The organism is Streptomyces sp. NPDC020379 (assembly GCF_044387105.1).
Taxonomy (GTDB): domain Bacteria; phylum Actinomycetota; class Actinomycetes; order Streptomycetales; family Streptomycetaceae; genus Streptomyces.
In genome coordinates, this window is sequence record NZ_JBIRVR010000019.1 from 63,896 (window position 1) to 76,123 (window position 12,228).

The 12,228-nt window shown below is 73.7% G+C and carries 11 protein-coding genes and 1 riboswitch; of the genes, 6 read left to right on the plus strand and 5 right to left on the minus strand.

The genetic code is table 11. The annotated features are described in order from the left end of the window. The first annotated feature begins 17 nt into the window (after positions 1-17). Positions 18-197, plus strand: coding sequence for a hypothetical protein (locus ACH427_RS23580; RefSeq protein WP_398872171.1), 180 nt, complete (start codon positions 18-20; stop codon positions 195-197). A gap of 453 nt (positions 198-650) precedes the next feature. Then, positions 651-1,724 carry a S1 family peptidase gene (locus ACH427_RS23585; protein WP_398872173.1) on the plus strand — a complete coding sequence of 358 codons (1,074 nt, stop codon included), beginning with the start codon at positions 651-653 and terminating at the stop codon, positions 1,722-1,724. A gap of 90 nt (positions 1,725-1,814) precedes the next feature. Here ACH427_RS23585 and ACH427_RS23590 read toward each other — a convergent pair whose 3' ends face one another. Next, complete coding sequence (locus ACH427_RS23590) at positions 1,815-2,288, minus strand: C40 family peptidase (protein ID WP_398872175.1); 474 nt, start codon at positions 2,286-2,288, stop codon at positions 1,815-1,817. A gap of 3 nt (positions 2,289-2,291) precedes the next feature. Further along, positions 2,292-2,469, minus strand: a riboswitch (cyclic di-AMP (ydaO/yuaA leader). A gap of 330 nt (positions 2,470-2,799) precedes the next feature. On the opposite strand from ACH427_RS23590, the gene ACH427_RS23595 reads away from it, so the two are divergent. Then, positions 2,800-3,882, plus strand: a complete 1,083-nt coding sequence (locus tag ACH427_RS23595; RefSeq protein WP_398872177.1) for a glutamate--cysteine ligase — start codon at positions 2,800-2,802, stop codon at positions 3,880-3,882. Positions 3,883-3,915: 33 nt separating this feature from the next. On the opposite strand, the gene ACH427_RS23600 is transcribed toward ACH427_RS23595, so the two are convergent. Then, positions 3,916-5,148, minus strand: a complete 1,233-nt coding sequence (locus tag ACH427_RS23600) for a hypothetical protein (RefSeq protein WP_398872179.1) — start codon at positions 5,146-5,148, stop codon at positions 3,916-3,918. Between the two features lie 450 nt (positions 5,149-5,598). Here ACH427_RS23600 and ACH427_RS23605 point away from each other — a divergent pair, with 450 nt between their 5' ends. Together ACH427_RS23605 and ACH427_RS23610 are read left to right on the plus strand one after the other, a co-directional pair. Next, complete coding sequence (locus ACH427_RS23605; RefSeq protein ID WP_398872181.1) at positions 5,599-6,423, plus strand: helix-turn-helix domain-containing protein; 825 nt, start codon at positions 5,599-5,601, stop codon at positions 6,421-6,423. Positions 6,424-6,495: 72 nt separating this feature from the next. After that, a complete protein-coding gene (locus ACH427_RS23610) occupies positions 6,496-7,551 on the plus strand; it encodes a type III polyketide synthase (protein ID WP_398872183.1) in 1,056 nt (351 codons plus the stop codon). Positions 7,552-7,597: 46 nt separating this feature from the next. Here ACH427_RS23610 and ACH427_RS23615 read toward each other — a convergent pair whose 3' ends face one another. Beyond that, positions 7,598-9,151, minus strand: a complete 1,554-nt coding sequence (locus ACH427_RS23615; protein ID WP_398872185.1) for an MFS transporter — start codon at positions 9,149-9,151, stop codon at positions 7,598-7,600. Positions 9,152-9,352: 201 nt separating this feature from the next. Between ACH427_RS23615 and ACH427_RS23620 the strand changes: the two genes are divergently transcribed. Further along, a complete protein-coding gene (locus tag ACH427_RS23620; RefSeq protein ID WP_398872187.1) occupies positions 9,353-10,906 on the plus strand; it encodes an FAD/NAD(P)-binding protein in 1,554 nt (517 codons plus the stop codon). A gap of 14 nt (positions 10,907-10,920) precedes the next feature. Here ACH427_RS23620 and ACH427_RS23625 read toward each other — a convergent pair whose 3' ends face one another. Both ACH427_RS23625 and ACH427_RS23630 read right to left on the minus strand, forming a co-directional pair. After that, positions 10,921-11,571 (minus strand): response regulator, encoded by a 651-nt coding sequence (locus tag ACH427_RS23625; RefSeq protein WP_398872189.1) that lies wholly within the window; start codon positions 11,569-11,571, stop codon positions 10,921-10,923. Continuing rightward, complete coding sequence (locus ACH427_RS23630; RefSeq protein ID WP_398872191.1) at positions 11,544-12,212, minus strand: hypothetical protein; 669 nt, start codon at positions 12,210-12,212, stop codon at positions 11,544-11,546. Before ACH427_RS23630 ends, ACH427_RS23625 begins: the two co-directional genes overlap by 28 nt. Positions 12,213-12,228 lie beyond the last annotated feature (16 nt).

Here is a 12,228-nt window from a genome sequence, read left to right on the forward strand (position 1 = left end):
CACGACAGGAGTTCCGCATGACCACCGACGCCCTGAAGCCCACCGAGGCCGCGCAGCCCGCAGAGCAGAACACGCCCAGCGAGCAGGCCATCCTCGCCGGGCTGGGCGCGCCCGTCGAGCACGCGGAGGGCACCCCCATCCCGGGGACCGAGCCCAGCGGTCCGATCCGCCCGACGCACACGACGGGCGCGCAGTAGGCCCGAGCGGGCCGCAGGTGCGGGCCTCGACCGCGTTCGCGGTCGAGGCCCGTCGTCGTCCGGGCGCTCCGGGCACCGTTGAATCCGGGCACCGTTAAAGGTGCGCAAAAAAACCTTCGCCTCACCCCCGAAGGAACGATTACCGGACAGCCGCGCCCCTTCCTGTCCGCTCACCGCCCCTCGCTCATCCGCGCCCGTCACGGGCGTTCACAAGAACGGCTCGCGGTACGCATGTGACGCAAGGGACTTGCCGACACCTCGCCCGTACGACCGAATGTCGCTCTTGAACGTTCACAGGGGCGATCCGATACTCCAGAGAATTGACATGGACGCGACTAGCATCTCCCGGTCGGCTCCGGGTGACGCATCGGCCGTCACGCCCCTGTCAGCCCGTCACATGCACCCTCCGTGCCCGGACATCGGTCCCGTCGGGCACCCCCCACTGGAGGTCTCGTGAAACGTCCTCGCATATCCGCACGCCGTTCCGCCATGGCCGGTACGGCCGCCGCCGTCCTCGCGACCGCCGCGCTCGCCCTGCCCGCCGCCCACGCCATGTCCGCACCGGCGCCCGGCACCGTCTCCGCCGAGCAGGCCACGGGCCTCGCCCAGCGGATCGCGGCCGAGCTCCCGGCGGACACCGCGGGCTCGTACTACGACGCCACCACCCACCGGCTCGTCGTCGATGTGCTCGACGCGGCGACCGCGGCGAAGGTGCGGGCCGCGGGCGCCGAGGCCCGGCAGGTCCGGCACTCGGCGGCCGAGCTCGCCTCGGCCAGAGGCACCCTCAAGGCCCAGGCGTCCATCCCGGGCACCGCCTGGTCGGTCGACCCCAGGACCAACAAGGTCGTCGTCACCGCCGACAGCACGGTGCGCGGGGAGCGGCTGAGCAAGCTCGACAAGGTCGTCGCGAGCCTGGGCGACAAGGCCACGCTCAGAAGGACGGCGGGCACCTTCCGGCCGCTCATCGCCGGCGGCGACGCCATCTGGGGCAGCGGCGTGCGCTGTTCGCTCGGCTTCAACGTCAGCAAGGACGGGCAGCCGTACTTCCTGACGGCGGGGCACTGCGGCAACGCCTCGGCCGAGTGGTCCGACTCACAGGGCGGCGCCCAGGCCGGCACCACGGAGAGCTCGACCTTCCCCGGCCACGACTACGCCCTGGTGCGCTACACCGGTTCCTCCGACCACACCAGCGCGGTCGACCTCTACAACGGCAGCCAGCAGAACATCAGCCGGGCCGGTGAGGCGACGGTCGGCGAGCAGGTGCAGCGCAGCGGCAGCACCAGCGGCCTGCACGACGGCCAGGTCACCGGCCTCAACGCGACCGTCAACTACCAGGAGGGCCAGGTCGACGGCCTGATCGACACCAGCGTGTGCGCCGAGCCGGGCGACAGCGGCGGCGCGCTCTTCGACAACGACACGGCACTGGGCCTCACCTCGGGCGGCAGCGGGGACTGCTCCTCCGGTGGCGAGACCTTCTTCCAGCCGGTACCCGCGGCCCTGCAGGCGCTCGGGGCGCAACTGCCCTGATCCCGCGCCACGCGGCCGCACCACCCGTACCGGCACACGGCCCCGCGCGCCTCACGGCGCGGGGGGCCGTCTTCTCGGCGGTCCGCCGGGTCAGTTGACGCGGCCGTACCAGACGCTGTTGCTCCAGATCTTCTCCAGCCGGACCGACGCGCCGGGCTTGGGCGAGTGCCAGATCTTGTTGTCACCGGCGTAGATGCCCACGTGGTAGACGTTGCTGCCGGAGTGGAAGAAGACCAGGTCGCCGGTCTGGCGGGAGCCGGCGGAGAGGTGCCGGGTCCTGTTGTACTGGTCCTGCGCGGTGCGCGGCAGGTTCTTGCCGACCTTCTTGAACGAGTAGAGCGTCAGGCCCGAGCAGTCGAAGCGGTTGGGGCCCGCGGCGCCGTACTGGTAGGGCGAGCCCTTCTTGGAGGCGGCGACCTTCAGCGCGGCCTGACCCGGTGTCGCCGCCTGGGCGTTCGCCGCCACTCCGGGCAGCAGCATCGAGGCGGTGACGGTGGCGGCGGTGAGGACGGTCGCGGCGCCGGCCTTGGACACACGCGTGGATATGCCGGGGAACGCAGACATGTCAAACCCTTCGTCATCCGCCTGCGAAAGATGACCTGTCGGGTTCGGGCTGTCGAAGTTGCCCGGCCACATCCGTGGCTTCACCCCAAGGACCACCGCCATCGTGGTCCGCCGTACCTGGGTCTCCCGCTCCTGCCGATCCAGTCGGTCTGCTCCGCACCCGGAACGGCGGCAGGACTCGGCGTCCGCCCGGGGTGCCCGTCTCGGTGACGGGATCTTGTGTTCGAGTGACGATCCTGCATCACGAAGTCCCGGAAACCGGAGCCGGAACGGCTTTCTGTGAACTTCTTCACTTCGCGGCGGTCAGGGAACCGGGGTGCTTTTCCGGCGCACGGAAATCACGCAACTCCTTTTCGTTCTTGGGAGTTGAGGTAATCCGGAGACTGAAATCCGGTCACCCGGCGCCGCCCCGCCGCCGGTACGCGCGCGAGGGCGGACGTCTTTGCGTCAGAAACACGCGACCGCGGGGAGCGCGCGGTTCGCCTCGACAGCGCGAGGGTAGCCCTACGGCATGCTCACCCTAGGGATCGAGGAGGAGTATCTTCTGCTCGACCCGGCCACCGCACTGCCCGTTCCGAAGGCGGAGCAGGTCTGCGCAGCGGTGGACCTGGAGCCGGTCGTGCACGAGCGGGAGATTCAGGCGGAGTTGTTGCAGGCCCAGGTGGAAGTGGCCACTCCGGTCTGCGCCGACCTCGCGGAGGCGAGCGGCCATCTGCTGCGGCTGCGCCACGCCGTGAGCTCCGCCGCCAAGCGGAACGGCTGCCGGATCGCGGCGTCCGGCACGTCACCCCGCGCGGGCCTGGTGCCCGTACCCGTCACCCGGCACCCGCGCTATCTGGCGATGCGCGGCCGGGCGGCCCAACTGGTCGACGAACAGCTGGTCAACGGGATGCACGTGCATGTCGCCATCCCCGACCGGGAGATGGGCGTCGCCGTACTCAACCGCGTCCGCCCCTGGCTGCCGGTGCTGGTGGCCATGGCGGCCAACTCACCGATGTGGCACGGTCACGACACCGGCTTCGCCAGCTGGCGCACCGTGGTCTACAGCCGCTGGCCCGTCAGCGGACCGCCCCCGCACTTCACCGACCTCGCCGACTACGAGGAGCGTATCCAGGCGCTCTTCGTCGCCGGGGCGATCACCGACCGGGGGCAGCTGTACTGGCAGGCCAGGCTGTCCGACCGCTATCCCACGATCGAGGTGCGCTGCCTGGACGTCCAGCTGCGCGTCGACGACGCCGTGATGCTCGCCGGGATCGTGCGCGGCATGGTGGCGACCGCCATCCGCGACGAGAAGAGCGGCCGCCGGTCGGCGCACTGCCCGCCGGAGCTGCTCAGCGCCGCGAACTGGCACGCCGCCCGGCACGGTCTGGAGGGCGTCCTCGTCGACCCCGAGGGGAAGCAGCGCGGTGCCGAGGACGTCGTCCACGCCCTGCTCGGGCACATCGGGCAGGCGCTGGAGGAGTCCGGCGACCTCCACCGGGTGAGCTCGCTGGTGCACCGGCTGCTGCGGCGGGGCACCCCGGCGGACCGGCAGCGCCAGGTGCTGGCGGCGGACGGCATCAAGGCCCTCACCGATCTCATCACCGAACCGTGACCGGCGGCCATGGGCCGGGCCGTGGCCGCCGCGTCAGTAGTGCGGGTCCCCCTCGATCCGCCCGCCCAGGGCCCGGGCCGTGGCCGGCAGGTGGCGGACGCGGGTGGCCAGGAGCAGGGCGGCGAGGCCCAGATACACATAGGCCATGAGCAGCCGGGCGGACTCGCCCGGCAGGGCGAACTGCACCGCGAAGAGGACGAAGAGACCGGCGGCCTGGAGGGGAACGAACCGCAGGCCGAGCAGGACCACCACGGCGAGGACGGTCTGGGCGGCGGTCAGGGCGACCTCGTCGACCTGACGGGTCACCAGGGGCAGGGCCGCTCCCCCGCCGCCCAGGGCGTGGGCCAGCGGCAGGCAGCCGACCAGCAGCGTCCACTGGTTGACCTTGCTGGACAGCAGCGCGCCGAGTCCGTCACTCGCCCGCAGCCGCCACGCGAAGACCACGGCGACGATGAGCTCCGGGGCCTCGGAGGCCAGCGGGGCGAGCCACTGGACCAGGACGAAGCGGTCGATGCCGAGCGAGGCGCCCGCCTCCACCAGGCCGTTGGCGAAGGGCTCCGCGCAGGCGAAGACCACGGCCGCGGCGGCGGCGAACAGCGACGCGGTGGTGGCGCGGCGTGCGGCCCGGGGCAGCGTGGCGAGCCGCGCGGGGACCCCGACGAGCTCCTCCATCTCCCCCGAGCCGCACTTGCCGATCCGGTAGAGGTAGTAGCCGTACCAGGGGACGATCACCACCGGGACGTACCAGCCGATCTCCCGGGTCAGCGGCATCACGAAGGCGAACACGGCGGCCACCGCGAGGAAGGCGACGTCGATGCGCCGGTGCGGCTCCAGCGCGATCCCGGTGTCCGGCAGGGCGCGGCGGCGCAGCGCGAGCGCCGAGGCGAGCGCGACCAGCGGCCAGCCGACGCCCACGAGCAGCCGGTTGGCGCCGGTCATGTTGGCCGCGGCGTAGGCGGCGTACGAGGGGTCGGAGCCGGCGGCGTAGGCGAAGTAGAGGTCGACGGCGTATTCGGGCAGCACCGCGATGAAGGCCAGCAGGGCGAGCGCGAGCGCGCCGGCCATGTCGGCACGGGCGGTCTCGGCCGCCCACATCAGCAACAGCGCCGAGCACAGCACGCCCAGGCCGAAGACGGCCACGGTCCAGCCGGGCGCGAGCGGGGTGCCGCTCAGGCGGAGCACGGCCGCGGGGACCGCGCCCGCGCAGGTGACGCCGATCCGGGCGGCGCTCGCCGCGGCGGAGGGAACTCCCCGGCTCTCGCGCATGACGGGCTCCTTCGCGTCGCGCCTGTACCGCCGATCTATCAGCAGGCACCGGTGGAGCGGCGCGGACAGCCCGGCGCGGGGCCGTGCGACGCCCGTTCGGAGCACACGGGCGGCGGGGCGCGGCGAAGACGCGCGCGGAGGGGCGGGGCGCGGCCCCGCCGTTCCTATAACGCCGCTCGCGGAAGCTGCGGGCGGATGTTCCCCGCCCACTGCTGTCCCTGTCGGTCGGTCAGCGCACGCATGGTGTCCCCCTCCCTCCAGCTCTCTCACGACCACCTGCTCGCGGTGAAGTCGGACCAGGTCAGCGGCACCCCCGTGGCTGCTGACCCGTGGGTCGATCATGCAGCAGGGATGCGATCATTTCTGCGGAGAGCTTTTTGCAGGAAAAAGTGACCCAACAAATCGGCTTCCCCTTGCGGCGCCGTTCGTGATATTGGGGGGAGATTTCCGTTGGACAAGGAAGCCCTACAGGCATTGCTCCGCGAACGGCGGGGCCGGATCGCTCCGGAGGACCACGGACTCGTCCGTCCGTCACGCCAGGGCAGGCGCGCCCCGGGGCTGACCCAGAGCCAGATCGACCAGCTGCTGCACCGCACCTACGGCACGTTCAACCGACTGGAGACGGGCGCGTACCCCAATCCGCCGGAGGACCTGCTGCGCGACGTCGCGCGGCTGCTCGCGTTCACCGAGCACGAGTGGACGTCGCTGTGGCTCTACGCCGTGCACCGCCGCCCGCCCTACCCGCTGCACCAGCGCTCGGGCACGGAGGTGCCCCGGGCCTGGCAGGACGTCGTCGAGGGCCAGTCCCACATGGCCTACATCAACGACCAGTCCTGGCGGGTGCTCGCGCACAACCAGGCGTTCGCCGAGATGTTCCCGCGCCGCGAGGTCCCTCAGAACACGATGCGGTGGATGACGCTCCACCCGGAGGCCCGCACGGTCCTCGCCGGCTGGCAGGAGCACTGGGTGCCGATGATCCTGCCGCAGATGCGCGCGGCCGTGGCGGCGCTGCCCCACGACGAGACGCTCGGCGAGCTGGAGGCGGACATCCTCGCCGACCCGGTGGTGGGGCCGCTCTACGAGGCGGGCGGCGGGGCGTACGTCCACCCCGACGGCGACGAACGGCCGCTGCTGCACCCGGTGCGGGGCCCCGGCTGGGTGTCGCTGTGCAGCGCGGAGCCTCTCGCGTCACCGCGCGCCCGGCTTATGGTGCTGGTCTTCCGTGCCGGTGAACGGAGCGGACCGACCCGCCGGCCCATGCTGCGCGCAGGATGACCGTGCGGGTCGGCCCGTGCCGGACACCGCCCCCGACCAAGGCCGGCCGCCGCCCCGACCCGTGGAGGTCCCGTGACATCGCACGTCTCGCCCCCCGCCATAGCCCTCCCCCGTCACCGTGTGACCACCGAGGACATCTGTGACGACATCCGTGAGCACCACGCGGACCATCCGCGGCTGGATTCCGTGCTGCGCGTCGTCCACGCCACCGGTGTGCGCACCCGGAGGTTCACCCAGCCGCTGGACTCCCCCACGGTCTCCGGGACCGCGTCGGTGGAGGAGCGCAACCGGGTGGCGTTCGCCGACTCCGCCGAACTGGCCACGCGGGCGGCGCGGACCGCGCTCGCGGACACCGGGCTCGAGCCGTCGGACATCGACTGCATCGTCACCAGCCACTCCACCTCGTGGGCCGTGCCGGGCCTGGACATCCACCTCATCGGCGCGCTCGGGCTGCGCGCCGACGTGCGCCGGGTCCCCATGACGTCCCTCGGCTGCGTGGGCGGGGCCCAGGCCCTGGTCCGCGCCACCGACCATGTGCGGGCGCGCCCGGGGAGCCGGGTCCTGGTGGTCGTCGCGGAGACCATCAGCACGATCTACAACCACCGCAACACCGCCTTCGAATCGATGATCTACAAGGCGCTGTTCGGCGACGGCGCCGGCGCCTGCGTCGTCACCGACGCCCCGCTCGGCCCCGGCCTGCGCGTCGAGGACACCTGGGAGTACCTGCTGCCCGACAGCGGCGACCGCTACCGGGGCCGGCTCGACGACGCCGGGCTGCACTTCGACTCCACCCGCGAGGCCACCGAGGCCACCGGCGAGGTGATGCCCGCCCTGGGCGCCTGGCTGGACTCCGTGCAGGCGCCGTCCGCCGAACCGCGGTGGGCGGTCGTCCATCCGGGCGGGCCACGGGTCCTCGACGATACCGCGCGGGGCCTCGGCGTCGACGCGACGATGCTGCGGCACTCGTGGGACAGCCTGGCGGAGAACGGGAACCTGGGCGGTGTCGCCGTCCTCGACGTGCTCGCCCGCACGCACGAGGACCCGCCGGGCGACGGCGAGCGGGGCTTGCTGCTGTCCTTCGGGCCGGGCTTCCTGGCGGCCGCGTGCCGCGGCACGTGGCGCGCGTGAGGAATCCTCCGGTCCGTACCGCCTCGCGGGCCCGCCCCGCGGCGGGTCAGTGCGCCGAATCCGCCCGGAAGTCCTTCGGGACCAGCAGCGCCGCCAGGACCACCGCCACCGCGACGATGCCCACGCACACCAGCGCGGTGGTGGCCAGCGCGTCGTCGAACGCCGAGCGCGCCGCGGCCAGCAGGGCCCGGCCCACCGCGCTGTCGGTGCCGAAGGAGCGGGCCACCTCGTCGGCGCCGCCCACCGACTGCCGCGCGGTCGCCAGGTCCGCGCCCCGCACCTCGGCCGGGAGACCGGTCATCCGGGAGCGGAACAGCGTGGTGTGGATGCTGCCGAGCAGGGCCACGCCGAAGCCGATGCCCAGTTCGTAGGCGCTCTCGGAGACCGCGCCCGCCTGGCCCGCGCGCTCGGGGCGCACGGCCGAGACCATCACCGCCGCGGAGGCGGTGATGGCCATGCCGTCGCCGATGCCGAAGGTGATCAGGGCGATCGCCACCACGCCGTAGTCCGGCGGCCGCGGGGCCGCGGCCAGCACGGCGAAGCCGCACAGCAGCGCGGCCAGACCCACCGTCAGCACGGTCCGCACCCCGATCCGGCGCAGCAGCCAGGGCGTCGCCAGCGACGAGGCGAGCAGGGCGAGCGCGACGGGCAGGGTCCGCAGCCCGGCCGCCAGGGCGTCGTAGCCGTGCACATACTGAAGCCAGAGGGAGATCAGATAGAGGGCGGCGCCGATCGCCATCATCGCCGTCAGGGTGGCGAGCGCGGCCGCCAGGAAGGGCCTGCCGGCGAAGAGCCGGACGTCCAGCAGCGGGTCCGCGGCGTCCAGTTGGCGGCGTACGAACCAGGTGAGCGCCGCCAGGCCGGCCAGCAGCGCGGCCAGGTCGGCGGGCCGGAAACCGCCCGCCAGGTGCTTGATGCCCCAGGCGGTGGCGATGACTCCGGCCACGGACAGCGCGGCGGACCACAGGTCGAGGGCGTGGTGCGAGGGGCTGCGGTATTCGGGGAGCAGCAGCACGGCCGCGACGACGGTGACCACGACGACGGGCACGTTCACCCAGAAGGCCGCCGACCAGGAGAAGGCGTTCACCAGCACACCGCCGACCAGGGGGCCGATCGCGGCGCCCGCGCCCGCGACGGCGGCCCAGATCCCGATCGCGAGGGTGCGCTCGTGGGCGTCGGTGAAGATGGTGCGGATCAGGGAGAGGGTGGACGGCATCACCATGGCCCCGCCGATGGCGAGCAGCACCCGGCCGGCGATCAGCTGGAGGACGCTCTCGGTGATCCCGGCGGTGGCGGCGAGCACCGAGGCCGCCCCGAAGGCGGAGAACCCGGCGACGAACAGCAGCTTCCGGCCCACCCGGTCGCCCACGGCGCCCGCGGTCACGAGCAGCCCGCCCAGCACCAGGCCGTAGATGTCGATGATCCACAACTGCTGGAGGGCGTCCGGCCGCATCTCCTTGATGAGGGACGGCAGGGCCACGTTGAGGATCGTGGCGTCCATGGCCACCAGGAGGAGGCTGGCGCAGAGCACCGCGAGCATCGCCCAGCGGGCGGGGTCGGCCGCCTCCGGGCCGGGTGCTGTGCCGGGGCCGTGGTCCACGCGATGTCCCGTCCCTTCGGGGATCACGCGCCCCGCCGGTGGCGATGACGGGGCGGCGGGCGTGTGGTGTGCGCCGCCCCGCAACGGAACCTAACCCCTCGCCCCACGGGCCGCATCCCGGCCGTTTCCGCCGCTGTCGGCGGCGGCGGGTTCCGCCGGACGGCCGACTGGGCAGGGTGCTCTACGGAAAGGGAGGTGCCTGTGGGACGCATCGCCGAGTCCGCCTCCGGGTGGGACGCCGGGCCCGACGGCGGCCGGGAGGAGGGGCCCGAGGGCGGGCGTCCGGGGCGCACCGTGGCGGTCGTCGGCGGCGGGGTCGCCGGGACCAGCGTCATCCTCCACCTGGTGCGTACGCTCCTCGGCCCCTCCGGAGGGGCCGGGCGCGGCCGCGTCGGCACCGTTCTCCTCATCGACCCCCAGCCCGCGGGGTGGGGGCTCGCCTTCGGGGACACCGACCCGCTGCTGTTGTGCAACACGGCCGTGGAGATCAACTCCCTGCTCGCGGACCGGCCCTTCGACTTCGTCACCTACCTCCGACGGCACGGCTGGACCGGCGGCGAGAAGGACTGCGTCCCCCGCGCCCGGATGGCCGAGTACTGCCACGACCGCTTCACCTGGGCCCGGGAGCGGGCGGCGGCCCACGGCATCGCCGTGCGGCAGGTGCGCGGCACGGCCGCCTTGGTCGAGACGCGGGGCGCGGAAGGGCCGCGGATCGAGCTGGCCGACGGGCGGGTGGTGCGGGCCGACGGCGTCGTCGTCTGCACCGGCGTCCACCGCCCCCGCACCCCCGACGGCTTCGCCGCCTTCACCGCTCACCCCCGCTATCTGGACAGCCCCTATCCGGCGGCCCGGATCCGGACGCTGCGCCCGGATTCGCGAGTGCTGGTGGTCGGCAGTCACCAGTCGGCGGTGGACGCCTCGTTGCTGCTGTGCCGGGACGGGCACCGCACGACGGTGACCTCGCCGTCGGGTCTGCTGCCCGCCGTACGGGTGTCGCTGGCCGCGCCCGTACGGGACTTCCCGCCGCTGGACCGGATCGCCCGGCTCGACCCCGGCGACCCTTGTCTGGAGGAGCGGCTGGTCCGCTGCGTGGTGGAGGCCGTCCGGCTGCTCGGCCCGCTGCCGCTGCGGCGGCAGACCTCGCGGGCGGCCGACCCCGTGCGGCGGCTGCGGGAGGAGACGGCGCTGATGGAGGAGGGGGCCTGCGCGTGTGCCGGGGTGATGGTGCCCCTGATCGAGGCCGTGATCGCCCTCGCGCCCGCGCTGCCGCCCGCGCGCCGCACGGCGCTCGCGGCGCGCTTCGGGTGGTTCACCGGGCGCTACGCCACCGCGGTGACCGCGGTCAACGCCCGCCGCCTGCTGGCCTGTTTCGACTCGGGCGCGCTGCGGATGGCACCGTCCTACCCGTCCGCCGTGGCCTTCGACGGAGGCGCCTGGCGGGTGGCGGCACCGGACGGGCGGGTGGAGCGGTTCGACTACGTGGTCAACGCCACCGGCTATCACCCGCCGGTGCTCCACTGGGACCGCGCGGGCTCCGCGCTGCACCTGGGTGATCCGCCCCCGCACGCCACGGCCGTCGACCACCTGGAGGGCGATCTGCGGGTCCGCCGGGCGGCCGGGGCCGCGCCGGAGCGGGTGTGGGTTGTGGGGGTGGGGACGCACGTCCGCATCCCGTTCGCCAACCACCTGCGCAATGTGGTGCGGCAGGCGCGGCAGGTCGCGCGGGAGCTGGCGGGCGCGGAGGTGGCCGTCTGAGGGGCACGGTCGCGCTATTCCAGCAGGCCGCGCCGCATCGCCTCGGCGACGGCGGCCGCCCGGTCGGACACCCCGAGCTTCTCGTACAGCCGCTGGGTGTGGGTCTTGACGGTGCTCGCGCCCAGATAGAGCTCCGCGGCCACCTGGGGGATGCTCTTGCCGGCGGCGAAGCCGTGCAGCACCTGCCGTTCGCGCTCGGAGAGGACCGTGGTGTCCCGGTCCGCGCGCAGCCGGATCTCGTCGACGAGTCCTCCGGCGAGGTCCTGTGAGACCACCTGCTTGCCGTTCGCGACCTTCAGGACCGCGTCGACGATCTCGGCCCGCTTGGCGTCCTTGGCGAGATAGCCCGCCGCGCCCTCCTCCACGGCCCGGTAGACCACGGCGGCGTCCGTCGTGGCCGAGAGCAGGATGGCGCGGGTCGGCAGCTGGTCGCGGACGACGGCGCGCACGACGGCGATGCCGTCCATGGTGGGGATGCGGTAGTCGATCAGGGCGACCTGGGGCTCCAGCTCCCGGATCACCCGGAGCGTCTCCGCGCCGTCCCCCGTCTCGGCCACCACCTCGATCCGGCCGCTCAGCCGCAGCCCGCGGGCGATGCCCTCGCGGTAGACGGGGTGGTCGTCGGCGACGACCACCGTCACCGGCGCACCGGCATCGGACTCCATACGACCGCCCTTCCGCGTGCGTGCCGCCTCGCGCGACAGCTTTGTCCCTCTCGCACCACAATAGGAGGTTTCCTCCAGGACGGCCGGGCGCTGCCCTCAGCCCGGGGCCGGATCCGGGCCGCGGCGCGGGCCACCCCGGTGAGCCACGCCTCGGCGTCGACGATCAGCAGGGCGGCCCCGGGCGCCGGGGGTGCCGGGCCGGTGCTCGACGTAGCGCGGCGGGGCGGAGGCGTCCGGCGGGCAAGCGGCCGGGGGCGGCCCCGCGAGGCCCGGCCCGTCGGCACCACCGCCGGACCGCAGCGCCTCCGCCGCCCGCGGGTGGCGCCGTGCCCGTCGCGACCCCGGGGCGGGCCCGCCGGCCGTCTCACCTCGGTCGTCATGGCGCGGCCGGGGGCGCTGTCCACGGCGAAGCGGCCGCCCGGTGCCTCCAGGGCGGCGGGCAGGCCCGCGGTGGCGAGGATCTGCGGGTACGGATCGAAGATGATCTCGCGCATCTCCTTGACGGTCCCGCGCGCGCCCGCCTGGGCGCGGGCCAGGGCCTCCGCCCCCGCTTCCGCGTCCGGGCGCTGCCCCGCCAGGAAGAGCGGGATGAAGAAGGGGACCCGGATCCAGGCGACGCAGCGCGACGACCGGGCGATCACTCGCCGGTCTGCGCCT

What these genes read in the sequence shown, in the direction of transcription:
- ACH427_RS23580 (WP_398872171.1), top strand. Translation starts at nt 18, where the DNA reads ATGACCACCGACGCCCTGAAGCCCACCGAGGCCGCGCAGCCCGCAGAG.
- ACH427_RS23590 (WP_398872175.1), bottom strand. Translation starts at nt 2,288, where the DNA reads ATGTCTGCGTTCCCCGGCATATCCACGCGTGTGTCCAAGGCCGGCGCC.
- ACH427_RS23595 (WP_398872177.1), top strand. Translation starts at nt 2,800, where the DNA reads ATGCTCACCCTAGGGATCGAGGAGGAGTATCTTCTGCTCGACCCGGCC.
- ACH427_RS23600 (WP_398872179.1), bottom strand. Translation starts at nt 5,148, where the DNA reads ATGCGCGAGAGCCGGGGAGTTCCCTCCGCCGCGGCGAGCGCCGCCCGG.
- ACH427_RS23625 (WP_398872189.1), bottom strand. Translation starts at nt 11,571, where the DNA reads ATGGAGTCCGATGCCGGTGCGCCGGTGACGGTGGTCGTCGCCGACGAC.